Here is a 25,606-nt window from a genome sequence, read left to right as displayed (position 1 = left end):
CCGGCCTCATCCTAGCCCCTGTGGATGAAGAGGGCGATCACGGCGCCCGCGCGCAGACCCACACACGCACCTCCGCAGCGCCCGCCAGGCGCAGCGTCTCGGCGACCTCCATCACCGTACTGCCGGTGGTCATCACATCATCGACCACGGTCAGCCGCGTGGGCACCGGACCACGAACCGCAAACGCGTCGAACAGATTTTCCCGGCGCTGTTCGGCCGTGCGCTCGGACTGTGGTGCGGTATGCCGCCGCCGGTACAGCCCCTGCCAGACCGGCATCGGCAGCAACCGGCACAGCTCGCCCGCCTGGTTGTAGCCGCGCTGGCGCAACCGGCGATTGTGCAGCGGCACCGGCACCAGCGGCGGACACCACCACGGCGGCGGTGCGCGTTGCATCAGCTGCGCGAGCAGGCGTCCGGCTGCGAGATCCTGATGGAACTTGTAGCGCACCAGCAGCTGATCGACAGGCGGCAGGTACAGCAGGCTGGCATGGGTGGCGGCCTGTGGCGGGACCTCCTCACGGCAGGTCCCGCAGACGATCAACGCGGTGTCCGGCAACGGCAACGCGCAGCGCAGGCAGGCCCGACCGGCCCAGGGCAGTCCGGCCAGGCAGGCATCGCAGAGATCGAGTCCATCGTGGCCTGGGTCACCGCAGACCAGGCAACGAAGCGGTAGCAGCACGCGAAGTGCGGCCTGCACGTGGCGGCCCGGGTCGAAGAAGACAGACATGCACTTCAGCATGTCGCCGCCGTCAGCGGGCTGCCATCGGGGGTGCCCTCAACGAGCCGTAGGGGTTTTATCGCCCACCCGCTACCCCGATCACCTCACCGCGTTGGCGCAGGATTCGCATCCACCCGGGTGCGATACACCATGTACGGCGTCTGCCGACGATCAACGCCACCATTGAATCCGGCCTGCCGATGCAGCTGGTTGGCGGTGAAGTACAGATAGCCATCGGGTCCCATCGACAAGGTATCGGGCCACAGGATGCGTGGATCGTGCACCACGGTCGTCCAGCGCCCCTGCGCATCACGGGCATGGATGGCGTTGTGCTCGTAGTCGCTGGCATACAGCCGGCCGTTGGCGTCCATCTCCATACCATCGGACGCGCCCTTGTCGCCCAGGTCGACCACGGCCGCAGCCAGCGCCGCCTCACTTACCTTGGGGTCGCGCAGCAAGACGGTCGGCACGCTGTACAGATGGCGGCTGGACAGCGGGGTGTAGAACAGCGTGCTGCCATCGGGCGACAACGCAATGCCATCGGCAGCCACGGTGAACGGCTGCGTCGAACCATCCGCGTTACGCAGCCGCATCTGCTGTCCTTCCACGATCGGTACGAATGCCGGATCCGCCGATGTGGACACATGACCGATCAGGCGCTTGGACGCGGCGCCGGTCGCCAGGTCGATCACGATGATGCCGCCGATGCCGCTCAGCGACGAGTCGGTCACGTAGGCCACGCCCTCGCGACCGACACGGAAATCGAAGCGCACATCGTTGACGTAGGTGCGCGCGTCGATGACGTTGGCCGGGAACACCAGCGTTCTGGCCACGGCATTGGTGGCCAGATCGATCGCCACCAGCTTGGCGCCGCCGGCCAGTGGTGCAGAGAACCCGGGCGCGGCGGTATCCAGCACCCACAACCGGCCCTGGCCATCGGCCACCACACTCTGCACGCTGATGAAGTGGGCCGCCGGATCGGGGCCGTCCTTGCGGTTGATGCGCGCATCCGGATAGGGCACGGCATGGCCATCGCGCCACTCGGCCACGCTGTAGGGCACCTCGTCGCCCCAGCGCGGGAAGTTGACGAAGATCCGCCCGGTCTCGGACACCGCCACGCTGGTGGGCATGGCACCTTCGAAACGCGCCACCGGCTCGATGACACCGATGCTGCGTTCGCTGGGAAGCACAGGCGTGCCTGCCAGCGCCAGCGCGGGGGAACTGGCCAGGGCCAGGACGGCAGCCGCCAGGCGGCGGATACGGCAGTTGATCATGGTCGCTCTCGATGCGGGTCCGGGCGCAGCCCCGGCGTGGGTGCATCTTCAGCGGCGCACCTGGCATCGGGTAGACGGTGCAACGGGGAATCAGCTTCACTACAGGAGTGAAGATACGAAATGATTGATCCTGATTATCCGAGCAATGGAACGTGCCTATCGGCAGATCGTGCAGACCGCTGTCGCCCCACAGTTGCGGCGCGCGCCCTACAGGAGCAGAGCAGCCCGTTTTGCCGTCCGCCAAGCCAACAGTGCGGCGACCAGCAGGACGCCGGCGCTGGCCATGAAGTTGCTGGCATAGCCGAGACTGTCGAACAACAGTCCCCCCAGGGTGGAGCCCAGCGCGATCGAGCACTGCACTACCGCCACCATCAATCCGCCACCGGCCTCGGCATTGCCGGCGAAGGTCCGCGCGACCCAGCTCCACCAGCCCACTGGCGCCGCGGTGGCGAGGAAGCCCCAGATGGCAAGGAGCGTCACCACCGGCCATGCGTATGCGCCCAGTGGCACCAGCGCTACAGCCACAGCTGCCATCAGTACGGGGATTGCGATCAGGGTCCTGGACAGACCACGCGCAAGAAAGACACCAATGACGAGCGTCCCGACAACGCCGCTCGCGCCAATGGCAAGCAGCATCAATGGCAACGCGGTGCTGCCAGCATGGGTCACGGCTTCCAGGAACGGCCGGATATAAGTGAACAGTGCGAACTGCCCCATGAAGAATGCGCCGCAGGCCCCCATCCCGAGGAGCACGACGCGGTGCCTGAGCAAGCCCAGCACACTGTCGGTCGCGGCAACGGGCGATGCCGGCAGGCGGGGCAGGCTCAGCCATTGCCACACCAGTGCGACGGCCGCTATGGGCAACAGGCACAGGAAGGCACCCCGCCAACCGATCACACCGCCCAGCCAGCTCCCCAGCGGCGCGGCAATCACAGTTGCCAATGCATTGCCCCCGTTGAAGATCGCCAGTGCGCGTGGCACCTGTGCCGCAGGTACCAGTCGCATGGCGGTGGCGGCGGACATCGACCAGAAGCCACCGATGACGATGCCGATCAGCGCGCGGCCCGCCATGTACATCGCATAGCCGTTGGCCCATGCCACCACCGCGCCGGAGACTGCCATCAGCGAGGTCAACGACAGCAGTAGTGTCCTGCGGTCCATGCGAGCCGCCACGCGGCTGATCGACAGGCTGGTCAGCACCGCGAACACACCTGAGATGCCGATGCCGTAGCCGGCCATGCCTTCGCTTACGCGCAGATCGGCGGCCATGAGCGTGAGCAGGCTGACCGGCATGAACTCCGAAGCGATGAGAGCGAACACGCATAGCGTCATCGCCAGCACACCGCCCCAATGCGCACGCGCAGGAGTGCCTTCCGCCGTTGCGTTGGATGCGATCGAAGCACTCATCTCAACGTTCTGCCAGGTTCTGCCTGAAGAAGCTGCCCAGCTTCGCAAACGGAATCAGATCGGTGCGGTCGTACAGATCCACGTGGCCGGCTCCCGGCACGATATACAACTCCTTGGGTTGACCCGCCAGTCGGTAGGCGTCTTCGCTGAATTCACGAGAGTGCGCTTCGCTGCCGGCGATGAACAACATGGGACGTGGCGAGATCGTTTCGATGTCGTTGAACGGATAGAAATTCATGAAGCGCACTTCGCTGGTCAGCATGCGGTTCTGGGTCTGTTCCAGCGTATAGCCCTTGGGAAGGGCGGCGCCGCGCGTGGTGCGGTAGAAATCCCAGAATTCACGGGTGACCGGGTCTGCATCGGGCGGCAGCGTGGCCGGCAGATAATCGAGGAAGACGCCCTTGCCACTATCGAACTCGGTGTAGCGCTGCTCGGCGGCTTTTTCCAGCAGTGCCTTGCGCTGGTCTGCGCTCTGCGAATGCTTCAGGCCATTGCGTGTAACCGCGCCCATATCGTACATGCTGACGGTGGCGACGGCCTTCAGGCGTGGGTCCAGCTTGGCGGCTGCGATGGAAAAGCTGCCGCTGCCGCAGATACCGAGCACGCCGATGCGCTCCCGATCGATGAACTCGCGCGTCCCCAGGTAGTCGACCGAAGCGCTGAAGGCTTCCACATAGATCTCCGGGGCCACCAGATTGCGCGGCTCACCCTGGCTTTCGCCCCAGAACGGCAGGTCGATCGCCAGCGTCACAAAGCCCTGCTCGGCCAGCTTCTGCGCGTACAGCTGCGCGCTCTGCTCTTTCACCGCGCCCATCGGGTGGCCGACGATGATCGCCGGGGCGTGCTCATTCCCGCGCCGGGTTTTCGGGCGGTACAACGTACCCACTACGCTCATCTGGTACTGGTTGCGGAACGTCACACGCTCGCGGGATACATCGGCGCTTCTGTAGAAGTTGTCCGCGCCCGCCGGCTTTACCGCAACAGGAACATCGGCGGCCATCACGGTCAAAGGGGCGAATGCACTGGTGATCAGCGCCAGCAGCAGGGGGGTGCGCTTCATGGTCGTGGCCTTGGAGGAGGATGCAGGGCGCCACGATAGGCGGGGGGGCCTGCCGTGATAATCCACCTGCCGATTGATGGATTGCTGAGCTGTGCTCACAAGTCCGTGCTAGGGTTCGGCCATGCCTCCGAACGATGCAGCGCCATGGCCTTCGTGAAATCCAATGATCTCCAGGCGTTCCTGGTTGTTGCGCAGGAACAGAGCTTTACCAAGGCAGCTGCGCGCCTCGGCGTCACGCCTTCGGCGTTGAGCCATTCGATGCGCCTGCTGGAAGAGCGGTTGGGCATCCGCCTGTTGGCCCGCACCACCCGCAATGTGTCGCCCACCCAGGCCGGCGAGCGTCTGATGCACTCCATCGGCCCTCACTTCGCGGCCATCGGCGCCAGCATCGAGGCACTGGGCGAACTGCGCGACACCCCGACCGGAACACTGCGGATTTCCTGTACCGACGATTCGATCGAGATGATCATCCGCCCGCGTCTCGCTGGCTTCCTGGCCGCGTACCCGGACATCACGCTGGAGTTCTACGTGGACTACGGGTTCACCAACGTGGTCGAGCAGCGTTTCGACGCCGGCATCCGCCTGGGTGAGGCGCTGAGCAAGGACATGATCGCAGTGCGTGTCGGTCCGGACTGGAGGCTGGTCGTAGTGGCCTCCCCTGCATACTTCGACGCGCACCCGAAGCCGAAGAAGCCGGCCGACATCACCCGCCACCGCTGCATCAACATCCGCCACCGTCCCAACGGATCGATCTACGCCTGGGAATTCGAGGACAAGGGCAAGGGAAAGGGAAAGGGAAAGGAGTTCAGCGTGCGCGGGGAGGGACCGCTGGTGTTCAACAGCATGACTCACGTCATCAACGCCGCGCTTGACGGTCTGGGGCTGGCCTATGTTCCCGAACCACTGGTCACCGAGCATCTGGCGGCTGGGCGCCTGGTGGCCGTGCTGGACAAATGGTGCGTGCCCTTCGCCGGTTACCACCTGTACTACCCGAACCGACGCCAGCCATCGCCCGCGTTCTCGGCACTGGTGGCCTGGCTGCGGCAGGGCACATGAGCCTGCCTCAGGTCCGCGCTCCAGGATCGGTGCCCCCCGCGACGTCTGGCGCACGGGGCGCCATCAACAACTCCGCCAACCCGCGGTAGATCGGCACCCTGCACACCAGCCCGGACACGCCACGCGCGATCAGCACCGTGGCCAGGATCGGCAGCAGCAGGTCACCACTGTCGGTCAGCTCCAGCGAGATCACCGCCGAGGTCAGTGGCGCCTGGGTGACGCCGGTCAGGTAAGCACACATGCCCAGCAGCACGAACGCGCGCGGGTCCACGCCCGGCATCAGCGCCGCCAGGTTGTGGCCGAGTCCCGCGCCGACCGCCAGCGCCGGCGAGAACAGGCCGCCGGGAATACCGGCCACGTACGACGCGAGATTGGCCAACAACTTCATCAACCCGAACTCATGGCCGACCATCGCCTGCCCCTGCACCAGGCTGCGCGCCTGCTCGTAGCCGGTGCCGAACGCGCCTTCACCGAAGACCAGGGCGAGCAGTACCACCACCAGGCCGCAGCCTGCGGCCAACAGAACCGGATGCCGCTGCCGCAGTTGCCCGAGCCAGCGCGGGCGGCCCGCCGCACTGGCCAATACTGCGCGTGCGAACAGGCCTCCCAGCAAGCCCGCCACCACGCCGCACAGCAGGATGGCCAGCCAGCCCTGGCCGAGCGGCAGGCGTGCGCTCACGTGGCCGAAGTAGGTGTAGTTGCCCAGCAGGCCCAGCGACACCACGCCACCGACGATCACCGCGGTCAGCAGCGTGCCTGAGAAGCGATGCTCGAAGCGGCCGCTGAGCTCTTCGATGGCGAAGACGATACCCGCCAGCGGTGTGTTGAACGCCGCCGCAATGCCGGCAGCACCACCGGCCAGCAGGAAGTGCGAGAGCTCGCGCGGATCCTTGAAACCGAACCAGCGGCCGAACAGGTACATCAGGCTGGCGCCCACGTGGACGGTGGGCCCCTCGCGCCCGACCGACGCGCCGCCGAGCAGCGACAACGAGGTCAGCAGCAGCTTGCCGGCTGAGACCGCAGGCGAAAGATTGGTCTTCCGAAATGGCTCATCGGGCTTGTCCAACGCAGCGATGACCTGCGGAATACCGCTGCCCCGCGTGGGTTTCAGCACACCGGCGGTCAACCAGGCCAGCAGCGCGAAGATGCCGGGCGTGAGCAGCAGGGTCCACCACGGCGAGTGCGAGGTGATGCGCTGGAACAGATGGAAGGCCGCGTCACTGGCCTTGGCGAACAGGATGGCTACCAGCGCCACGGCCACAGCGCCACCCCAGAGCGCGGCGCGGCGGCGCCAGGCCTCACTCAGGACCAGTGTGGTGATGCGGTCGCGGAGTCGGTGAAGACCAATCATGGGAGAGAGTCTGCGCGCCAGCGCTTGCGTTGGGCAGCAGGCACTGTGGCTGGACGCCTTGCAGCATGCGGTGAAATGCGGCGCTTCGGTCGATGCTCGATTGCACGAACGGCCCGTAAACCAAATTAGAATCTATATGGTTGACAGCCTTCGCCGAGCCACCCACACTGCCGCCCTCGCTCCACTCGTACCCAAGGTCCCGCCATGGCTGCTGCCATCCGCCACGACTGGCAACACGACGAACTGCAGGCGCTGTTCGAGCTGCCGTTCCCCGAACTGCTGTTCCGCGCCGCAGCGGTCCATCGCGAGCACTTCGACCCGTCGCAGGTGCAGGTGTCCACCCTGCTGTCGGTCAAGACCGGCGGCTGCCCGGAAGACTGCGCGTACTGCCCGCAGGCGCAGCGCTACAGCACCGGGGTGAACGCGCAGAAGCTGATGGACACCGACGCGGTCCTGGCCAAGGCCCGCCAGGCCAAGGCCGCCGGTGCGTCGCGCTTCTGCATGGGTGCCGCGTGGCGTTCACCGAAGGACCGCGACATCCCGAAGGTGGCGGCGATGATCGCCGGGGTGAAGGCTCTGGGCCTGGAGACCTGCGCCACGCTGGGCATGCTCAGTGGTGAGCAGGCGCGTGCGCTGAAGGATGCGGGCCTGGACTACTACAACCACAATCTCGACACCGCGCCGGACTACTACGATTCGATCATCCACACGCGCCAGTACCAGGACCGCCTGGATACGCTGGAGCACGTGCGCGATGCAGGCCTGAAAACCTGTTGCGGCGGCATTGTCGGCATGGGCGAGACGCGCGCGCAGCGCGTTGGCCTGCTGCTGGCACTGGCCACGTTGCCGGCGCATCCGGATTCGGTGCCGATCAACAAGCTGGTGCAGGTGGCGGGCACGCCGCTGCATGGCAGTGCCGAGCTGGACCCGTTCGAGTTCGTGCGCATGATCGCGGTGGCGCGCATCGCCATGCCACGCTCCATGGTGCGGCTGTCGGCCGGGCGCGAGGCGATGAGCGACGAACTGCAGGCGCTGTGCTTCCTGGCCGGTGCCAATTCGATCTTCTATGGCGACAAGCTGCTGACCACCGGCAACCCGGAAAGCGAACGCGACCTGGCCTTGTTCGCGCGCCTGGGTCTGCAGCCGATGGCGGTGCAGGTGGATGCCGAAGGCCACGACCACGGCGGCACCGTGCACGCCGATATCAGTGCCGATACGCCCGGCTGTGGCTGCGCTCACGCGGCCTGAGACGGGCCGCAAGCAGGCGCCGCGGCAACGCGCTACCCTAGCCGCCCCGTCGACGCAATCAGCCACCATGGCCCGCCCCGACCTGACCGCCCGCCTCCACGCCCAGCGCGCTCTGCGCGATGCCCAAGGCCGTCGCCGCCCGCGACGCACGGTCACCCGTCGTGACGGCGTGCGCCTGGAAGTGGACGGCCAGTGGCTGACCGGCTTCTGCAGCAACGACTACCTGGGCCTGGCCCAGCAGTTCAGCGTGGTCAACGCACTGCAGGACGCCGCCGCGCGCGAAGGCGCTGGTGCCGGTGCCTCGCACCTGGTCTGCGGCCACCACGCCCTGCATGAGGCGCTGGAACGCGAGGTGGCCGAGTGGCTGGGCTATCCGCGTGCGCTGCTGTTCGGCAGTGGCTTCGCCGCCAATCTGGCGGTGCAGCAGGCACTGCTGAGCGAAGAGAACGATGTCTGCGTACAGGACAAGCTCAACCACGCCAGCCTGCTCGATGCCACCCGGTTGGCCGGCGCACGCCTGCGCCGTTATCCGCATCTGGATGCGGAAGGCGCAATGCGTCAGCTCAAGCACGCGCCCGATGGCGCGGCAATGCTGGTCACCGATGGGGTCTTCAGCATGGATGGCGACATCGCACCGCTGCGTGCATTGTCGCTTGTGGCACGCCTGCAGCAGGCGCTGTTCTATGTGGATGATGCGCACGGTGTAGGCGTGGTCGGTGATGGCCGTGGTGCCGTGGCCGCCGCCGGGCTGGGCGTGGACGATGTGCCGCTGCAGCTGGTCACGCTGGGCAAGGCATTGGGCGGTTCCGGTGCGCTGGTGCTGGGCCGCGACGACCTGATCGAGCATCTGGCCGAAACCGCACGCCCGTACATCTACACCACCGCCGTGCCACCGGCGATGGCCGCTGCTGCGCTTGAAGCGGTGCGCCTGGCGCGCCGCGACCACTGGCGCCGCACCAAGCTGACCGACCTGATCGCGCTGTTCCGCAGTGAAGCGCGTCGCCATGGGCTGGACCTGATGGCTTCCGACACACCGATCCAGCCGCTGCTGTGCGGTGATGACCACACCGCCGTGGCGATGTCCACGGCGCTGGAGCAGGCCGGCTGGCTGGTTGGTGCAATCCGCCCGCCGACGGTGCCGGAAGGCAAGGCACGCCTGCGCGTGACACTGTCCGCGCTGCACACGCCGGAACAGGTGCGCGGCCTGGTGGAAGCCATCGCCAGCGCGCGCGACCGCGTCACCCTGGCCGTGCGCGAAGCCGCGCCGCCGCCGCTGCCCGCTTTCGCCTGAGTTCCGCGTCGTTGCCCATGCATATTGAAGTCACCGGCCGCGGGCCGGACCTGGTTCTGATCCACGGCTGGGCCCTTCAGGGCGGTGTGTTCGCACCACTGGTGCAGCGCTTGGCCGACCAGTTCACCCTGCATCTGGTCGACCTTCCCGGCCATGGCCACAGCCGCGAGGACACCACGCCGCTGCGCCTGCCGTTCGTGGTCAATGCCATTGCCGCGTCCACGCCACCGGCGGTGTGGTGCGGCTGGTCGCTGGGTGGTCTGTTCGCACTGCATGCGGCGGCGACGCTGCCGAAGGTGCGCGGGCTGGCGATGATCGCCGCCACGCCGCGCTTCGTACGTGGCGAGGACTGGCCGCATGCGGTGGAACCGGCCGTGTTCGAGCAGTTCGGTCGCGAGTTGGCCACCGACTTCGCCGGCACCCTGGAACGCTTCCTCGCGCTGGACGTGATGGGCTCGGCGCACGCCCGCGAGGAGCTGCGCACGCTGCGCCAGCGCCTGGTCGAGCGCGGTGCGCCCACCGAACGTGCACTGCTGGAGGGATTGCGCCTGCTGGAAAGCACCGACCTGCGCGGTGCACTGCCGACCCTGGGCAAACCCAGCCTGTGGATCGCCGGCCAGCGTGACCGGCTGGTGTCTCCTGCGGCGATGCAGGCCGCCGCGGCGCTCGCTCCGGGCGCGCAGGCGCTGACCATCGCCCACGGCGGCCATGCGCCCTTCCTCGGTCATGCCGACGAAGTGGCCACCGCGCTGCAACACTTCGTTGCCGGCCTGTCACCGGCCGTTGGCGGACAATGAGCGCCTTCCGAATTCCGCAGGACTGACGCATGGATCTGGGTATCAACGGCCGCTGGGCACTGGTCTGCGGCGCAAGCAAGGGGTTGGGCCTGGGTTGCGCGCGTGCGCTGGTGCGTGAGGGCGTCAACGTAGTGATCGTGGCCCGTGGTGACGCTGCGCTGCAGGCTGCCGCCGAAGAGCTGCGCGCACTGGCCGGCGCCGCCGAGGTGCGTGCAGTCGCCGCCGATGTCACCACCGAGACCGGCCGCACGGCGGCACTGGCCGCATGCCCGCAGGTGGACATCCTGGTCAACAACGCCGGTGGTCCGCCGCCCGGTGATTTCCGCAATTTCGAGCGCGACGACTGGATCGCCGCGCTGGACGCCAACATGCTGGCGCCGATCGCGCTGATCCGCGCCACCGTCGACGCGATGATCGAGCGCGGCTTCGGCCGCATCGTCAACATCACCTCGTCGGCAGTGAAGGCCCCGATCGACATCCTGGCGCTGTCCAATGGCGCGCGCAGCGGCCTGACCGGGTTCGTCGCCGGCCTGTCGCGCCGCACCGTGGCCCACAATGTCACGATCAACAACCTGCTGCCCGGCCAGTTCGACACCGACCGCCTGCGCGCCAACTTCGCCCACAGCGCGGGCAAGGACGGCGATGCCGGCGAAGTGGCCGAGCGCCGCCGCCAGCAGATTCCCGCCGGCCGCTTCGGCACGCCGGACGAATTCGGCGCCGCCTGCGCCTTCCTGTGCAGCGCACAGGCCGGTTACCTCACCGGGCAGAACCTGCTGATCGACGGCGGCGCCTACCCCGGTACGTTCTAAGAGACTTTCGCAATGCCGTCCCACTTCGATGCCCGCCATGTCCGCCGCGCGTTCGCGCGTGCCGCCAGCAGCTACGACGCCGCCGCCGCCCTGCAGCGCGAGGTGCAGTCGCGGTTGATCGAATCGCTGGACTACCTGGAGGCGCGCAAGCCCGAGGTGGTGCTGGACATCGGCGCGGGTACCGGCCATGCCAGTGCGTTGATGAAGAAGCGCTGGCCGAAGGCGCAGGTGATCGCGCTGGACGTGGCGCTTCCGATGCTGGACCAGGCCAAGCGCCAGGCCGGCTGGTGGAAGCCGTTCCAGCGCCTGTGCGGCGACGCCGCTGCGCTGCCGCTGGCCGACAACAGCGTGGACGTGATCTTCAGCAACCTGTGCCTGCAGTGGCTGGACGACCTGCCGGCGGTATTTGCCGGGTTCCGCCGTGTGCTCAAGCCTGGTGGCCTGCTGCTGTGCTCGACCTTCGGCCCGGAGACCCTGGTCGAACTCAACGAGGCCTTCGCGGCCGCCGATGACCGCCCGCACGTGAGCCGCTTCGCGCAGATCGCCCAGTTCGGCGACGCGCTGATGATGGCCGGCTTCCGCGACCCGGTGCTGGATCGCGATCTGTTCACCCTGACCTATGACGACCTGCCGTCATTGATGCGCGAACTGCGTGCGATGGGCGCCACCAATGCGCGGGTGGACCGCCGCCACACCCTGACCGGGCGTAGCCGTTTCGCGGCGGCGGCGGCGGCATACGAGCCGATGCGCCGTGCCGACGGCAAGTTGCCCAGCAGTTGGGAAGTGATCTATGCGCATGCCTGGGCACCGGACCCGGGCGCACCGATCCGAGAAGGCGGGCATGACGTGGCCTCGGTGCCGGTGTCGGCGATTCCGATCCGTCGCAAGCAAAGCTGATCGAACGATCGCAGGTCATGCGCCGACCAAGGTCGGCAACTACGATTCATGCACGGAACCCGCTCTGGTAGGTGCCGACCTTGGTCGGCACAGTGCCGGCGGCATCGCGATCTGACAGGTTGTGCCAACCAAGGTTGGCACCCACCAAATGCAGGCCGCCCTCAGGTATTGGCCGGCGAGCTCAGCGGCGGACGCACCAGGTCGCGGTGGAAGAAATAGATCTCCTGCACCAGGAAGCGCCAGCTGGTGTGGAAGCTGCGGAAGCGCGTGCTGGGCGTGGACGAGGCCAGCGCGTCGATGCCCAGTGCCTTGCTCAGGCGCAGCGCGCGCGCCATGTGCAGCGGGTCGCTGACGATGATCACCCGGTGCAGGTCACGCTGGTCCATCAGCCGCTTGGCTTCGACCAGGTTCTGCACGGTGTTGCGCGAAGCGGTTTCGATCAGGATCGCATCATCCGGCACGCCATGCTTCAGCGCATAACGCCGCGCCACCTGCGATTCGGAGAAGCGCGCGCCGGTGCCGCCATAGCCACCGGTGAATATCAGCAGTGGCGCGTACTGGGCCTCGTACAGATCCAGACCGTGGCGGATGCGTTCTTCGAACACCGGTGACGGTTTGGCGTCGTAGGCCGCTGCACCAAGCACGATGATGGCGTCGGCCTTGGCGGCCTGGTCACGTTCACCGACCCAGACAATCCAGGCGGTCACGCCCAGCAGCCAGATCACCAGCACCACGAACAGCCTCCACAGCCAGCCCAGCAGGCCGGTGCGATGCCGGTTGCGCTCGCGGCTCAAGGCGCGCCCCAGCGCAGTGCGGGCAGGTCGACGTTGCCACCGGACAGGACCAGGCCCACGCGCAGGCCGGCAAAACGCTGCGGCTGCGCCAGTACCGCGGCCAGCACGGTGGCCGAGGACGGCTCGACCACCTGCTTGAGGACTTCCCACAGCAAGCGCATCGCGGCCATCGTCGCCGCGTCATCAACCACGATCACCTCGGCACCGGCCGCGCGCAGCAGTTCGAAATTGGGCGCGCCGATCAGGGTACGCAGTCCATCGCAGATCGTGTCGGGGGTGAACGCCCCCTGGCGCTCGCCTGCGGCCAGTGATCGCGCGGTGTCATCGGCGCCGGCCGGCTCGGCCAGCACCAGCCGGGTCTGCGGGCTGGCATGCTGCAGCGCCAAGGCGGTACCGCTGGCCAGGCCGCCACCGCCCACCGGCACCACCAGCACATCAAACGGGCCGTCGCTGTGCAGCAATTCCAGGGCGGCGGTGCCCTGCCCGGCCATCACTGCCGGGTCGGCATAGGGATGGACGAGAGTCGCGCCGGTATCGACCTGTACCTTGGCGCAGGTGGCCTCACGGTCGGCAATGGTCGGCGGGCAGCGCCAGAGCGTCGCGCCATGGCGGGCAATGTTGGCCAGCTTGGCCGCCACTGCGCCTTCGGGCACCACCACGTGGCAGGGAATGCCACGGGTGCGTGCGGCCAGTGCCAGTGCGGCGCCGTGATTGCCGGAGGAGTGGGTGACCACGCCGGCACTGGCGCGATCGGCCTCCAGTGACCACACCGCGTTGCAGGCACCACGGAACTTGAATGCGCCACCGCGCTGCAGGTGCTCGGCCTTGAACGCCAGGCTCGCGCCGGCCAGCGCATCGAGCGTGCGCGAGCGCAGCACCGGCGTCACGCTGGCGTGCGGGGCGATCCTCGCGGCAGCAAGCAGGACGTCGTCGGCGCGGGGCAACAGTGAATCGCTCATGACGCAAGATTAACGTATGGCTTCGCGCTGGCGACCGGGACAAGGTCATGCCAGCATGTAGCCCTACGCCTCCATTCATCCTGGCCGGCGGAATTAAGGGCCGATTCAATGCTGGCGCCCGAAGCTGACTGCACACCCGTCCTCTGGGGGGACCCACCATGAAAACGCGCCTGATGCTTGCCGGTGGCCTGTTGCTGGCCCTGACCGGCTGCACCACCTACGACTATGTCGGCGGCGGCCGCAGCGGCAGCTACTACCACGGTGCGCCGTCGGTGGAATACCGCTACCCGGCCGGTTATCCCTACAACTACGGCCCCTACTACGGTGGCTATGGCGGCTATTACGGCGGCTACGGCAACCCGTATTACTCGCGCCCGATCTACCGCCCGCCGCACAACCACCGCCCGCCGCCGCGCCCGGGCAATGGAGGGGAGAACCGTCCGCCACCGCCGTCGCGGCCGTCGTACAACGGGGGTTCGCCATGGCGGAACATGGACTCGATGCGCCGCCCGCCGCAGTCCGGCGTGCGGCCTTCGGCCCCTCCGCCGCAGGCCCGTCCGGCGCCGGCGCCGAGCGCGCCGAGGATGAACGGTTCCCCCTGGCGCAACATGGATCGTGCGACGCAGCGCACAGTTGAGCGCTGAACCATCTTGCATTTCACACGGTCTAAGCCCCAATCTACGCGGACAGTGACGGCCCGCGTCACAAAGTGACAAAAACGACACGGGTCGCCGCAAAAAGCTCTACGTCGATATCCGACAGGAACATCTGGATCCCCCCTGTTCCGGCCCTGTCGGATGTCGGCACCTCTGAAGGCAGACGGCCCCGCAATGCGGGGCCGTTTGTTTTGTTGGGTCGCCAACCGACGAGGGCCCCGGCTTCAGTAGATCCACGCCATGCGTGGATGGCGCCTTCCCGACAGCCGCAAAAAAAACAGGGCCGGACAGTCCCCCGACTGCCGGCCCTCTGCTCCCCCACCGTGCGCCTGTACCGGCCCCTGTTCCAATTCCGGTCACGGGCGCCTACGGCGCCAGCCACGGTGGGTGCTATTGGGTTATCTGCAAAAATCCTGCCAACTTTAGGGCTGATTTCGACGCCGGCCAGTGGACGCCGACGCCCCGGCCCCGAATGGCGCTAAAATCGCCACCCCGGCGCCGCCCCAGCCGCGCCCGCCCCCAGCTGAACAACCCCCATGAACCCGTCCTTCCATCGTTACGACGTCATCGTCATCGGCGGTGGCCACGCCGGCACCGAAGCCGCGCTGGCCGCGGCCCGCACCGGCGTGCGCACCCTGCTGCTGACCCACAACATCGAAACGGTGGGCGCAATGAGCTGCAACCCGGCCATCGGCGGCATCGGCAAGGGCCACCTGGTCAAGGAGATCGACGCCTTGGGCGGTGCGATGGCGCATGCCGCCGACCGCGCCGGCATCCAGTGGCGCACGTTGAACGCCTCCAAGGGCCCGGCCGTGCGCGCCACCCGCTGCCAGGCCGACCGCAACCTGTACCGCATGGCGATCCGCGCCATCGTCGAAGGCCAGGCCAACCTGACCGTGTTCCAGGCGGCGGTGGATGACCTGGTCATCGAGGGCGACCACGTGCGCGGGGTCATCACCCAGACCGGCCTGCGCTTCGACGCGGAAGCCGTGGTGCTCACCGCCGGCACCTTCCTGGCCGGCAAGATCCACGTCGGCCCGACCCAGTACGCCGCCGGCCGCATGGGCGACCCGCCGGCCACCACGCTGGCTGCGCGCCTGCGCGAACGCCCGTTCCAGGTGGATCGCCTGAAGACCGGCACGCCGCCGCGCATCGACGGCCGCTCGCTGGACTACAGCGTGATGGATGAGCAGCCCGGCGATTCGCCGCGGCCGGTGATGTCCTTCCTCGGCTCGGTGGACGAGCATCCGCAGCAGGTCAGCTGCTGGATCACCCACACCACCGAACAGACCCACCAGATCATCCGCGACGCGCTGCACCGCTCACCGCTGTACAGCGGCCAGATCGAAGGCATCGGCCCGCGCTACTGCCCGTCCATCGAGGACAAGGTGGTGCGCTTCGCCGAGAAGGCCAGCCACCAGATCTTCGTGGAACCCGAGGGCCTGGGCATCGTCGAGATCTACCCCAACGGCATCTCCACCTCGCTGCCGTTCGACGTGCAGCTGGAAATGGTGCGCAGCATCCGTGGTTTCGAGAACGCGCACATCACCCGCCCCGGCTACGCAATCGAGTACGACTTCTTCGACCCGCGCGGGCTGAAGGCCTCGCTGGAAACCAAGCTGGTCAACGGCCTGTTCTTCGCCGGCCAGATCAACGGCACCACCGGCTATGAAGAAGCCGCCGCGCAGGGCCTGCTGGCCGGCCTCAACGCAGCGCGCCAGGTGCGCGGGCTGGACGGCTGGTGCCCGCGCCGCGACGAAGCCTACCTGGGCGTGCTGGTGGATGACTTGATCACCCACGGCACCAACGAGCCCTACCGCATGTTCACCAGCCGCGCCGAGTACCGCCTGCAGCTGCGCGAGGACAATGCCGACCAGCGCCTGACTCCGGCCGGCCGCGAGATGGGCCTGGTGGATGACCGCCGCTGGAGCGCGTTCGAGACCAAGCAGGTAGCCGTCGCTGCCGAGCGCGCACGTCTGGGCGCGCTGTGGGCAACCCCGGCCAATGCACTGGGCCGCGAGGTACAGGACACGCTGGGTGTAACGGTCAGCCGCGAAACCAATGTGCTGGACCTGATCAAGCGCCCCGAGCTGGATTACGCGCAGCTGATGCAGGTGCCGTCGCTTGGCCCGGCCGTGGCCGACGCCAAGGTGGCCGAGCAGGTGGAGATCGGCGTGAAGTACGCCGGCTACCTGGACCGCCAGCGCGAGGAGATCGAGCGCCAGCAACGGCATGAAGCCACGCCGATCGCTGAAGCCTTCGACTACGCGACGGTGCGCGGGCTGTCGGCCGAAGCCCTGCAGAAACTGGAGCGCGTACGCCCGCAGACCATCGGCCAGGCGCAGCGGATTCCCGGCATGACGCCGGCAGCGATCTCACTGCTGCTGGTGCATCTGGAGCGCGCACGCCGGGGCCGCGTGGCGTAAGCGGTCGCACCTGCTTCTGGTGGCTGCCGACCTTGGTCGGCACATGAATCTGCCCTGGTGGCTGCCGACGTTGGTCGGCACGAATCATCAGATCGCGACACTCCATGCTTCCGTGCCGACCAAGGTCGGCACCTACCAGAGCAGATCGTGTTACCGCGCGTCGGCGCCGCCGCCCAATACCTTGAACAAGGTCACCCGGTTGCCCGCTTCCTGCTGCTGCAGCGCGATCAGGTCCTGCTGCGCGGCATACAGGCTGCGCTGTGCATCCAGCGACTGCAGGTAGCCATCCAGCCCGGTGCGGTAGCGCGCATCGGCCAGCGTGTAGCTGCGCTGGCTGGCGGCCACCAGCGCGCGCTGCGCGTCCATCTGTGCGGTCAGGTGGTCACGCGTGGCCAGCGCATCGGCCACTTCGCTGAAGGCCTGCTGGATCGCCTTCCCGTACTGCGCGATGCCGATGTCCTTGCCGATCTTCGAGGCATCCAACGAGGCCTTCAGTGCGCCGGCATGGAAGATCGGCGCGGTGATGCTGGGTGCGAACGACCAGCCACGGGTGCCGGCCGAGAACAGCGTCGACAACGCGGTGGAGCTGTGGCCGTAGTTGGCGGTCAGCGTCAGCGTGGGGAAGAACGCAGCGCGCGCGGCACTGATATCGGCATTGGCCGCCTGCAGTGCGTGTTCGGCGGACAACACGTCCGGGCGCTGCAGCAGCACGCTGGACGGAAGGTTGGCCGGCAGCGGCGCCAGTGCCACGCTGCCATCCAGCGCCTGCGTGGTTGGCAGCAGGGCCGGATCCAGCGGCGCCCCTACCAACAGCTGCAATGCATCGCGATCCTGCGCCTGCTGCGTCTGCAGCTTGGCCAGCGCACCGCGCGCGGCGTCCACGCTGGTCTGTACCTGCGACAGGTCCAGGCCCGAGGCCAGGCCCTGTGCATGGCGGGCCTCGGTGCGCTGCAGGGTCTGCTGCTGGCTGTCCAGGGTCTGTTGCGTGAATGCCAACGACTGCCCATCGGCCGCCAACGCGAGCCACGCCGTTGCCACTTCGGCGACCAGGCTGGTGCGTGCGGCACGCTGGTTCTCGGCGCTGGCCAACCAGTTCTGCAGGGCCTCGTTCTTCAGGCTGCGGATGCGCCCGAACAGGTCCAGTTCCCAGCTGCTGATGCCGACCTGCACCGCGTCGGACTCGGTCACCTGGGTGGCACCGGTCTCGCTGTTGGCATCGCTCACCCGCGAGCGGGTGACACTGCCGCTGGCATCCACCGACGGCAGCAGCGCTGCGCGCTGGATGCGGTACTGCGCGCGTTCCTTCTCCACCTGCAGCACCGCCACGCGCAGGTCGCGGTTGTTCTGCAGCGCCAGCGCGATGACCTGCTGCAGGCGCGGTTCCAGGAACACCTCACGCCAGGCCGGCATCGCCACTGCCGGCTCGGCCTGGCCGGCAGCGGCATTGCCGAACTGCGCCGGTACCGGCGCCTCGGGGCGCTGGTAATGAGGCGCCATGCTCACGCAGCCGCCCAGCAGGGTGGTCATCGTCGCGGCCGCCAGGGCGCGCAGCAGCATCGGCTTCATGGGCGTGCCTCCGGGGCAGTGGCGTCGGCCGGCGCGTGGCCCGGGAACATGCGGCGCACCAGCAGGTAGAACAACGGCACGAAGAACATGCCCAGCACCATCGAGGCGACCGTACCGCCGGCCACGCCGGTACCCAGCGAACGGCGCGCGGCCGAACCGGCGCCGGTGGCGAACACCAGCGGCAACACGCCCATCAGGAACGCCAGCGAGGTCATCACGATCGGCCGCAGCCGCAGATAGACCGCCTGCAGGATCGCCTCACGGGTGCTCTTGCCCTGCTGTTCAAGGATGCGCGCGAACTCGACGATCAGGATGCCGTTCTTCGCCGCCAGACCGATCGTGGTCAGCAGGCCGACCTGGAAGTACACATCGTTGTTGAGGCCACGCAGGTTCATCATCAGCACGGCACCGAACACGCCCACCGGCACCGCCAGCATCACCGCGAACGGCACCGCCCAGCTTTCATACAGCGCGGCCAGGCACAGGAACACGAACAGCAGCGAGATGCCGTACAGCATTGGCGCCTGGTTGCCCGACAGCTGTTCCTGGTAGGCCATGTCCGACCAGGCATGGCTGAAGCCTTCCGGCAGTGTGTCGGCCAGCCGCGCGATCTCGGCCATCGCCTCGCCGGAGCTGACGCCCGGCGCCGGCTGTCCGGTGATTTCCATCGCTGATACGCCGTTGTAGCGCTGCAGTGCGGCCGGCGCGCTGGTCCAATGCGTGCTGATCAGCGACGACAGCGGCACCATCTGCCCGGCCTGGTTGCGTACGCTCCAGCGCTCGATGTCCTGCGGCTGCATGCGTGCTTCGGCGGTGCCCTGGATGAACACCTTCTTGATGCGGCCCTTGTAGATGAAGTTGTTGACGAAGTCGCCGCCCAACGCCGCGTTCAAGGTGTCATTGACGTCCTGCGGGTTCACGCCCATGGCCTGCGCCTTGGCGTCGTCCACCTTCACGGCGTATACCGGCGCGTCTTCCAGGCTGGCGTAGCGCACGTTGACCAGCTTCGGGTCCTTGGCGGCTTCCTTCAGCAGCGTGTTGCGCGCGGCCACGGCGGCAGCATGGCCGGCACCGCCTTCGTCCTGCAGTTCCAGGGTGAAACCGCCCGCATCGCCGAGGCCAAGGATGGCCGGTGGCGAGGTGATGAACACCTGCGCATCGGGCACGCTGGCCATCGCCCGCGTCAGCCGTGCGGCGATGGTATCGGCATCGTCCTTGCGGTCATCCCAGTCCTTGAGCCGGATGAAGGCCTGGCCAACGTTCTGGCCGCTGCCGGTAACACTGAAACCGGCGGTGGCCTGGATCGAGAGCACGCCGTCGTCCTTCACCGCGACGGCACTCAGACGATCCATCACCGCCCGCGTCTGCTCCAGCGTGGAACCGGCCGGCAGCTTCACCAGCGCGTTGAGCATGCCCTGGTCCTCATCGGGCAGGAATGCGCCGGGCAGGTGCCACAGCAGCAGGCCGGTGGCCACGCTCAGCACCAGGTAGAACAGCACCCCCAGCGTGCGCCGGCCGAGGAAGCCATCCACGCGTCGACGCAGCCCGTTCGAGGTGCGTTCGAAACGGTGGTTGAACCAGATGAAGAACTTGCCCAGCAGGCTCGGCTCGCCCGCGTGGTCGCCATGCGGATGGCCGCCCTTGGGAATCTGGTGCAGGATGCTGCCGCACAGCGCCGGGGTGATGGTCATCGCCACCAGCACCGACAGGATCATCGCAGCAGCGATCGTCACCGAGAACTGCCGGTAGATCACGCCGGTGACACCGCTGAAGAACGCCATCGGCAGGAACACCGCGGTCAGCACCAGCACGATGCCGACCAGCGCGCCGGTGATCTGGCCCATCGCCTTCAGCGTGGCCGGCTTCGGCGCCAGCCCTTCGAAGGTCATCACCCGCTCCACGTTCTCCACCACCACGATGGCATCGTCCACCAGCAGGCCGATGGCCAGTACCAGCGCGAACATGGTCAGGGTGTTGATCGAATAGCCGAATGCGGCCAGCACGCCGAACGTGCCCAGCAGCACCACCGGTACCGCAATGGTCGGGATCAGGGTGGCGCGCCAGTTCTGCAGGAACAGGTACATCACCAGCACCACCAGGATGATGGCTTCGATCAGGGTGATCACCACTTCCTTCAGCGAGATGGTCACGAACGGCGTGGTGGTGAACGCCACGTGGGCGGTATAGCCGTGCGGCCAGTACTTCTGCAGCTGCTGAAGCCGTGCATCGATGGCCTTGGAGACGGCGATCGCGTTGGCACCGGCATTGAGCTCGATGCCCAGCGAGGCCGACGGCTTGCCGTTGAAGGTGCTGATGCTGTCATAGCTCTCCGGCCCTAGGCCGATCGTCGCCACGTCACCCAGGTGCACCACGCTGCCGTTGGCATCGGCCTTCAGCACCACCTGCGCGAACTGTTCGGGCGTGTGCAGGCGGCTGCGCGCGGTCACCGTGGCGTCGAGCTGCTGGCCCTTCAGTGCCGGCTGGCCACCCAGCTCACCGGCCGAGACGTCGGTGTTCTGCGCCTGCAGTGCGGTCTCGATGTCCGAGGGCATCAGCGCGTACTGGCGCATCTTTTCCGGATCCAGCCAGATGCGCATGGCGTATTCCTGGCCGATCGGCTGGATGTTGCCGACGCCGCTGACACGGCTGATCTGGTCGTCGATGCGCGCTTCCATGAAGTTGGCAACATCGAAGTTGTCCATGCTGCCGTCTTCGCTGGTGAACGACAGCACCTCGAAGATGGAACCACTGGACTTGGTGATGGTCAGGCCATTCTGCTGCACCGCCTGCGGCAACGTGGCCATGGCGGCCTGCAGCTGGTTCTGCACCTGTACCTGCGCGGTGTCCGGGTTGGTGCCGGTGGCGAACACCAGGTTCACCTGCGCCGAGCCATCGGAGGCACTGGTCGAGGTCATGTACATCAGGTGGTCCAGGCTCTGCTGGGACTGCTCGATGACCTGGGTGACCGCGTTTTCCACGGTCTGCGACGAGGCGCCGGTGTAGGTGGCGCGGATGGTGATGGTGGGTGGGGCGATCTGCGGGTAGCGGTCCACCGGCAGGATCAGGATCGCGAGCAGGCCGAGCAGGCTGACCGCGATGGCGATCACCCAGGCGAAGATCGGCCGGTCGATGAAGAAACGAACCATGCGCGGCGGGCCTCAGTGCGACTTTTCGTCGGTGTTGCCGTTCGGGTCGATCGCCGGCATGGCGGCCAGCTGCGCCGTAGTGGCTGCTACTGCCTTCACCTGCTGGCCGAGCGAAACCGCACTGCCGTTGCTGACGATCACCCGCTCGCCGGCCTTCAGGCCCTGCGTGATCTGCCACTGGTTGCCCACCACCTGACCGGTACTGACCCGACGTTCCACCACGTGGTCCCTGGCATCGAGCAGGCGCAGCAGCGGCTCGCCACGTTCATTGCGCAGCACCGCCTTCTGCGGCACCAGCAGGGCACGCGCGTCGGTGGCCATCGGCAGCACCGCCTTCAGGTACATGCCCGGCAGCAGCAGGCCGTCCGGGTTCGGAATGACCGCGCGCAGCACCACGTTGCCGGTGCCCGGATCGACCGCGCTGCCGACGAACTCCAGCGTGCCTTCATGCGCATAGGTGCTGCCGTCCTCCAGCAGCACCTTCACCTGTGCCTTGCCATCGATGGCCTTCACCAGGCCGGCATCGAGCTGCTTGCGCAGTGCCAGCATCTGCGTGCTGGACTGGGTGACATCCAGATAGATCGGGTCCAACCGCTGAATGGTCGCCAGCGCCGCATCCTGGCCAGCAGCGACCAGCGCACCAGCGGTGACGCTGGAGGTACCGATGCGGCCCTCGATCGGTGCGGTCACCCGGGTGTAGTCGAGGTTGATGCGCGCGGCCTGCAATGCGGCGCGCGCGGCGATCACATTGGCCTGCGCCTGCTTCAGCGCCGAGGTGGCATCGTCGGCGTCCTGTTTGCTGGCCGCGTCCATGCCCAGCAGCGTGCGGGTGCGCTCGGCTTTCGGCTGCGCCGACAGCACGGTGGCCTCGGCCTGCGCCAGCTGGCCACGCGCGGTATCGAAGGCGGCCTGGTACGGTGCCGGATCGACCTGGTACAGCAGCTGTCCAGCCTTGACCTGCTGGCCTTCGGTGAACAACCGCTGGCGGATCAGCCCACCGATCTGCGGCCGCACCTCGGACACCTCGAACGGCACCGCCCGGCCGGGCAGGGTCTGCTGCAGTGCCAGCGGCTGCGCGCTGGCGGTGATGACGCCCACTTCGGGGGTGGCCGGGGCTTCGGTCCTGCCCGCCGAGCAGGCGGCCAGGGCCAGCAGCAGGGGCAGCAACAGCGGACGGGAAGAACGGGACAGCGGGCGCACGAATGACATGGGGGCGTGGGGGGCCTTGCGTTGACCCGTGCACGCTGCCGTGAAACTGTGCAGAGAATATGGAGATTGTGCGACCGGCTCAGCCGGCGCTTGCTTTCGGCGCCACATGCGCCGCTAATGGCCCCCGCGATGGCGAAGATTCGACTCAAATTCGGCCTGACCGCGAAGACCTTCCTCGCGATCTTCACCGCCTGCCTGCTGGTGCTGGCAGTGAACGGCATTGCCAGCCGCGTGGCGTTCCAGACCGGCTTCCTGGACTACCTCAACGACCAGGGCGATCTGCGCATGCAGCGGCTGATGCCACACCTGCAGCGTGAGTACAGCGCGCACGGCGGCTGGGAGCATCTGCGCGGTGACAGTGACCGCTGGGCGCGACTGCTGCGCCCGGACCTGTCCCATGGCCACGAGGGGCCGGTGCCGCCGCTGTCCGACCAGACCGGCGTTCCCTCGCGGCTGGGCCTGTTCGATGCGCAGCACCGCTTCGTGGCCGGCAACCCCGATGCCACCAGCGATGACGAGCCGCATCCGGTGCAGCTGGACGGGCAGACCGTCGGTTGGCTGGGCATGGTGCCGTTCCAGACCGTCATCGCCACCAACGACCTGAACTTCTACAACACCCAGGTGCGCGCGTGGTGGGTGATCGGCATCTCGCTGCTGCTGGTGACGGTGTTGCTGGCCTGGCTGGTGTCGCGCGCGCTGCGCCAGCGCCTGGCCAAGCTGGCCGCGGCCACCCACCGGCTCGCCGCCGGCGACTATGCCACCCGCATCGAACGCACCAGCGATGACGAGCTGGATGCACTGGTCAATGACTTCAACCGGATGGCGCAGGCGCTGGACGACACCGAGCGAAACCGCCGCGCCTTCATCGCCGACATCTCGCATGAGCTGCGCACGCCGCTGGCGGTGGTGCGCGCCGAGTTGGAGGCAATCGAGGACGGCATCCGCCCGCTGGACCGCGCCAACCTCGGTGCACTGCAGGGCGAGATACGCCAGCTGGGCAAACTCATCGACGATCTGCACGACCTGTCGATGACCCAGTCCGGTGGCCTGGCCTACCGCTTCGCACCGCTGGACCTGGCGGCGCTGCTGCGCAGCGAGCTCACTGGCATGCGCGTGCGCTTCGCCACGGCGGGGCTGGCATTGGAAGAAAACCTGCCCACTACTCCGCTGCAGGTTTCCGGTGACGAGCGGCGCCTGCAGCAGGTGCTGGCCAACCTGCTGGAGAATGCGCTGCGCTATACCCATACCGGCGGCCGTGTACGCGTGCAGGCAGCGCGTGTATCTGCCGGGGTGCAGCTGATCGTGGAAGACACCGCACCGGGCGTGCCGGCCGACAAATGCGCATTGCTGTTCGAGCGCTTCTACCGGGTGGAGAGCTCGCGCAACCGGGCCAGCGGTGGCAGCGGGCTGGGTCTGGCCATCAGCCACAACATCATCCTCGCCCACCACGGCCACATCCACGCCGAGCCTTCGGTGCTGGGCGGCCTGCGCGTGGTCATCACCCTGCCGGAGCCTGCATGAGCACGTCCCCCGCCACGTCCGCGAAGATCCTGATCGTCGAGGACGAGCCACGCCTGGCCTCGGTACTGCGCGACTACCTGGCCGCCGCCGGCATGGCCAGCGAATGGGTGGACGATGGTGGTCTGGTGATCGACGCGTTCGCGCGCTACCAGCCCGATCTGGTGCTGCTGGACCTGATGCTGCCGCAGCGCGATGGCGTCGACCTGTGCCGCGAACTGCGTGCCAGCAGTGACGTGCCGGTGATCATGGTCACCGCGCGGGTGGAAGAGATCGATCGCCTGCTCGGTCTGGAGATCGGTGCCGACGACTACATCTGCAAGCCGTTCAGTCCGCGCGAGGTGGTCGCGCGGGTGGTCGCAGTGCTGCGCCGCTACCGCCCGGACCCATCGGCGCGTGCCAACGACGGCCTGCACATCGACGAGCCGGCCGCGCGCGCTACCTGGAACGGCAGGGGCCTGGATCTGACGCCGGTGGAATACCGCCTGCTGCGCACCCTGCTGGCTACGCCAGGCCGGATCTGGGCGCGCGATGAACTGCTCGACCGGCTGTACCTGGACCATCGCGTGGTGGTCGACCGCACCGTCGACAGCCATGTGCGGAACCTGCGCCGCAAGCTGGCCGACGCCGGCATGGAAGGCGAGCCGATCCGTTCGGTCTACGGCATGGGTTACAGCTACGAGCCCTGAGCTCCCTGTAGAGCCGAGCCCATGCTCGGCTGCGCAGGGAGCCAAGCATGGGCTCGGCTCTACAACGCACCACGCAGGTATCATCGTCGCGAACGCCCTGATTTCCGGAGACATCGATGAACCCGCTGCGCCCCTTCCGCGACAAGATGCCCGTCCTCGGCGAGCGCGTGTACATCGATCCGGCCTGCACCCTCATCGGTGATGTGGAACTGGCCGACGACGTGTCGGTGTGGCCGGGCACGATCATCCGCGGTGACGTCAACCATGTGCGCATCGGCGCACGCACCAACCTGCAGGACGGCACCATCATTCACGTCAGCCACCACAGCCCGTACAACAAGGCCGGCTACCCGACCCTGATCGGCGAAGGCGTGACCGTTGGTCATGGCTGCATCATCCATGCCTGCACCATCGGCGATTACAGCCTGATCGGCATGGGTGCCTGCATCCTCGACGGCGCGCGGGTCGAGCGCCATGGCTTCGTCGGCGCCGGTGCGGTGGTCGGCCCGGGCAAGGTGGTCGGCGAAGGCGAGCTGTGGGTGGGCAACCCGGCCCGCCCGGCGCGCACGCTGAGCGACAAGGAGGTCGAGTCGCTGCACTACTCGGCCGACCACTACGTGCGGCTGAAGGACGAGTACCTGGGCTGAACGGCCAACGCCGCCATGCGGCTCTGCTAAAGTCTGGGCCCGACCAGGACCTGTCGAGACCCCCATGCCTGTGGCTGCCTGCCGGAGA

General features: G+C 67.5%; 21 protein-coding genes. 11 read left to right on the top strand and 10 right to left on the bottom strand.

Annotation, left to right across the window (positions count from 1 at the left end):
• Positions 1-37: 37 nt before the first annotated feature.
• From HLA98_RS05140 to HLA98_RS05125, 4 genes are all read right to left on the bottom strand, one after another.
• Entirely contained in the window at positions 38-727 is a 690-nt protein-coding gene (locus tag HLA98_RS05140) for a ComF family protein (protein WP_057500804.1), read from the bottom strand.
• Positions 728-822: 95 nt separating this feature from the next.
• On the bottom strand, positions 823-1,992 hold the full coding sequence (locus tag HLA98_RS05135) for an L-dopachrome tautomerase-related protein (protein ID WP_057500793.1): 1,170 nt from the start codon (positions 1,990-1,992) through the stop codon (positions 823-825).
• A gap of 207 nt (positions 1,993-2,199) precedes the next feature.
• Positions 2,200-3,399: an MFS transporter gene (locus HLA98_RS05130; protein WP_057500794.1), complete on the bottom strand. Its 1,200-nt coding sequence runs from the start codon at positions 3,397-3,399 to the stop codon at positions 2,200-2,202.
• Between the two features lies 1 nt (position 3,400).
• The gene (locus tag HLA98_RS05125; protein WP_057500795.1) at positions 3,401-4,459 is read right to left on the bottom strand and encodes an alpha/beta hydrolase; all 1,059 of its coding nucleotides are present in this window, start codon (positions 4,457-4,459) and stop codon (positions 3,401-3,403) included.
• A 144-nt stretch (positions 4,460-4,603) separates the two neighbouring features.
• On the opposite strand from HLA98_RS05125, the gene HLA98_RS05120 reads away from it, so the two are divergent.
• Complete coding sequence (locus HLA98_RS05120) at positions 4,604-5,515, top strand: LysR family transcriptional regulator (protein WP_057500796.1); 912 nt, start codon at positions 4,604-4,606, stop codon at positions 5,513-5,515.
• Between the two features lie 7 nt (positions 5,516-5,522).
• On the opposite strand, the gene HLA98_RS05115 is transcribed toward HLA98_RS05120, so the two are convergent.
• Positions 5,523-6,866: a chloride channel protein gene (locus HLA98_RS05115; protein WP_057500797.1), complete on the bottom strand. Its 1,344-nt coding sequence runs from the start codon at positions 6,864-6,866 to the stop codon at positions 5,523-5,525.
• Positions 6,867-7,070: 204 nt separating this feature from the next.
• On the opposite strand from HLA98_RS05115, the gene bioB reads away from it, so the two are divergent.
• From bioB to bioC, 5 genes are all read left to right on the top strand, one after another.
• On the top strand, positions 7,071-8,114 hold the full coding sequence (gene bioB, locus HLA98_RS05110) for a biotin synthase BioB (protein WP_057500798.1): 1,044 nt from the start codon (positions 7,071-7,073) through the stop codon (positions 8,112-8,114).
• 67 nt (positions 8,115-8,181) lie between these two features.
• Complete coding sequence (gene bioF / locus HLA98_RS05105) at positions 8,182-9,405, top strand: 8-amino-7-oxononanoate synthase (protein ID WP_057500799.1); 1,224 nt, start codon at positions 8,182-8,184, stop codon at positions 9,403-9,405.
• A gap of 17 nt (positions 9,406-9,422) precedes the next feature.
• The gene (gene bioH, locus HLA98_RS05100) at positions 9,423-10,202 is read left to right on the top strand and encodes a pimeloyl-ACP methyl ester esterase BioH (protein ID WP_057500800.1); all 780 of its coding nucleotides are present in this window, start codon (positions 9,423-9,425) and stop codon (positions 10,200-10,202) included.
• A 29-nt stretch (positions 10,203-10,231) separates the two neighbouring features.
• Positions 10,232-11,011 (top strand): SDR family oxidoreductase, encoded by a 780-nt coding sequence (locus tag HLA98_RS05095; RefSeq protein WP_049444268.1) that lies wholly within the window; start codon positions 10,232-10,234, stop codon positions 11,009-11,011.
• Between the two features lie 12 nt (positions 11,012-11,023).
• Positions 11,024-11,908 carry a malonyl-ACP O-methyltransferase BioC gene (bioC, locus tag HLA98_RS05090; protein WP_057500801.1) on the top strand — a complete coding sequence of 295 codons (885 nt, stop codon included), beginning with the start codon at positions 11,024-11,026 and terminating at the stop codon, positions 11,906-11,908.
• Positions 11,909-12,069: 161 nt separating this feature from the next.
• Here the strand turns inward: bioC and HLA98_RS05085 are convergent, their stop codons facing one another.
• Together HLA98_RS05085 and HLA98_RS05080 are read right to left on the bottom strand one after the other, a co-directional pair.
• Positions 12,070-12,714, bottom strand: coding sequence for a YdcF family protein (locus HLA98_RS05085; protein WP_049444371.1), 645 nt, complete (start codon positions 12,712-12,714; stop codon positions 12,070-12,072).
• Positions 12,699-13,661: a pyridoxal-phosphate dependent enzyme gene (locus HLA98_RS05080; RefSeq protein ID WP_057500802.1), complete on the bottom strand. Its 963-nt coding sequence runs from the start codon at positions 13,659-13,661 to the stop codon at positions 12,699-12,701. Before HLA98_RS05080 ends, HLA98_RS05085 begins: the two co-directional genes overlap by 16 nt.
• Positions 13,662-13,819: 158 nt before the next feature.
• Between HLA98_RS05080 and HLA98_RS05075 the strand changes: the two genes are divergently transcribed.
• Both HLA98_RS05075 and mnmG read left to right on the top strand, forming a co-directional pair.
• Positions 13,820-14,305 (top strand): hypothetical protein, encoded by a 486-nt coding sequence (locus HLA98_RS05075; RefSeq protein ID WP_049444263.1) that lies wholly within the window; start codon positions 13,820-13,822, stop codon positions 14,303-14,305.
• Between the two features lie 548 nt (positions 14,306-14,853).
• Entirely contained in the window at positions 14,854-16,743 is a 1,890-nt protein-coding gene (gene mnmG, locus HLA98_RS05070) for a tRNA uridine-5-carboxymethylaminomethyl(34) synthesis enzyme MnmG (RefSeq protein ID WP_129550614.1), read from the top strand.
• Positions 16,744-16,893: 150 nt separating this feature from the next.
• Here the strand turns inward: mnmG and smeC are convergent, their stop codons facing one another.
• The 3 genes from smeC to smeA are packed head-to-tail and all read right to left on the bottom strand — an operon-like array spanning position 16,894 to position 22,664.
• On the bottom strand, positions 16,894-18,309 hold the full coding sequence (smeC, locus tag HLA98_RS05065; RefSeq protein ID WP_057500990.1) for a multidrug efflux transporter outer membrane subunit SmeC: 1,416 nt from the start codon (positions 18,307-18,309) through the stop codon (positions 16,894-16,896).
• Positions 18,306-21,455, bottom strand: a complete 3,150-nt coding sequence (smeB, locus tag HLA98_RS05060; RefSeq protein WP_057500991.1) for a multidrug efflux RND transporter permease subunit SmeB — start codon at positions 21,453-21,455, stop codon at positions 18,306-18,308. Before smeB ends, smeC begins: the two co-directional genes overlap by 4 nt.
• A gap of 12 nt (positions 21,456-21,467) precedes the next feature.
• Positions 21,468-22,664 (bottom strand): multidrug efflux RND transporter periplasmic adaptor subunit SmeA, encoded by a 1,197-nt coding sequence (gene smeA / locus HLA98_RS05055; RefSeq protein ID WP_057500992.1) that lies wholly within the window; start codon positions 22,662-22,664, stop codon positions 21,468-21,470.
• Positions 22,665-22,781: 117 nt separating this feature from the next.
• Between smeA and baeS the strand changes: the two genes are divergently transcribed.
• From baeS to HLA98_RS05040, 3 genes are all read left to right on the top strand, one after another.
• Positions 22,782-24,185 carry a sensor histidine kinase efflux regulator BaeS gene (gene baeS / locus HLA98_RS05050; RefSeq protein ID WP_057500993.1) on the top strand — a complete coding sequence of 468 codons (1,404 nt, stop codon included), beginning with the start codon at positions 22,782-22,784 and terminating at the stop codon, positions 24,183-24,185.
• Positions 24,182-24,871, top strand: a complete 690-nt coding sequence (locus HLA98_RS05045) for a response regulator (RefSeq protein WP_057500994.1) — start codon at positions 24,182-24,184, stop codon at positions 24,869-24,871. Before baeS ends, HLA98_RS05045 begins: the two co-directional genes overlap by 4 nt.
• A gap of 116 nt (positions 24,872-24,987) precedes the next feature.
• Entirely contained in the window at positions 24,988-25,518 is a 531-nt protein-coding gene (locus HLA98_RS05040; protein ID WP_057500995.1) for a gamma carbonic anhydrase family protein, read from the top strand.
• Positions 25,519-25,606: the final 88 nt, after the last annotated feature.

Source organism: Stenotrophomonas africana (genome assembly GCF_013004645.1).
Lineage (GTDB): Bacteria > Pseudomonadota > Gammaproteobacteria > Xanthomonadales > Xanthomonadaceae > Stenotrophomonas > Stenotrophomonas africana.
This window is presented reverse-complemented; position numbering and strand designations above follow the sequence as displayed.